This is a genomic window from Rhodococcus sp. UYP9 (assembly GCF_040547235.1).
GTDB lineage: Bacteria > Actinomycetota > Actinomycetes > Mycobacteriales > Mycobacteriaceae > Rhodococcoides.
In genome coordinates, this window is sequence record NZ_JBEPPH010000020.1 from 1 (window position 1) to 1477 (window position 1477).

The following is a 1477-nucleotide window of genomic DNA, read 5'->3' on the forward strand; positions in this document are numbered from 1 at the left end:
CCACCGGAATATTGTTCACCGCAGACGCGGTATCGAATCGGTTGAGGAACCACATCCGCTGCTGCGCCAACGACAACGGAACAACATCCGGCCGCACCTGCGCCACCAACGCAACCCGTGCACCCGCACCCACCTGAGACTCCACCAACGAAGCCAGAGCACCAACCTTCGGCGCATCGAACAGAATCCGCACCGGAAGTCGGGTGTCGAGCACCGCACCCAAACGAGAGACCAACTGAGTCGCAATCAGCGAGTTACCACCGAGCTCGAAAAAGTCATCATCGAGACCCACACGCCCCAGACCGAGCACCCCCGCGAAAGTCTCCGCCACGATCTCTTCCACCGGCGTGGTGGGCACCCGAAACTCCTTGACCGCCACGACCGGATCCGGCAAAGCCGTACGATCGAGCTTCCCACTCGATCCCAATGGAAACTCTTCGAGCACAACGTAGTTCGACGGGACCATATAGGACGGCAAATGCACAGCGGCTGCTGCAGTCACCTCGTCCAGATCGATACCCGCCGAGGACTCACCGACAAGATAACCAACAAGCTGCTCGTTGCGCACCAGCACAACAGCACCCGCCACCGACGGCACCTCGGTCAGTACAGCCTCGATCTCGCCCAACTCGATACGCAAACCACGCAACTTCACCTGAAAATCGGTGCGCCCCACATACTCGATCTCACCGCCGCTCGTCCACCGCACCAAGTCCCCGGTCCGATACAGACGCGAACCCTGCGCTTCGGGGTCGGCGAACGGATCAGCAACAAAAGCACCACTAGTCAAATCCGGCCGGGCCACATATCCCCGAGCCACCTGAGGACCAGAGAGATAGAGTTCGCCCGCTACTCCCACCGGCACCGGATGCAAACGCTCGTCGAGAACCAACGCACGCGTATTCCACACCGGCCTACCGATGGTCACCGTCCCGAGAGCAGAATCCACCACACCCTCGGTCGCATGCACCGTGAACTCCGTCGGACCATACAAGTTGTGCAAAGCCACACCCGGCAAAGCACGCTCGAAAGACCGCACCACAGACATCGGCAACGCCTCACCGGCCGCGAGAACCACCCGCAACGAACCGAACGAATCGGACTCGAACCCAGCCGTCTCCGCCACGAACACCGACAACATCGACGGGACGAACGAGGTCATGGTGACCGCCTCATCAGCAATCACCTGCGCCAAATACCGAGAATCACGATGACCATCCGGTGCCGCCAACACCAAACGCCCACCGGAAAGCAAAGTACCGAACAACTCCCACAACGACACATCGAACGTCACCGGCGTCTTCTGCAACACCACATCCCCCGCACCCAACCCGAACCGCTCGGTAAGCCAAGAGATCTGGTTGACGATCGCCTCATGCGAAACCGCCACACCCTTCGGCCGACCCGTCGACCCCGACGTGAAAATCACATACGCCGCATTCGACCCACGCAACACCGACAACCGCTCACCATCACC

At 60.5% G+C, this 1477-nt stretch carries 1 protein-coding gene; it reads right to left on the bottom strand.

Features of this window, described 5'->3' with window-relative positions; translation table 11 throughout:
• A partial coding sequence (locus ABIB36_RS21875) for an AMP-binding protein (protein WP_354563601.1) occupies positions 1–1390 on the bottom strand: 1390 nt, incomplete at its 3' end.
• Positions 1391–1477 lie beyond the last annotated feature (87 nt).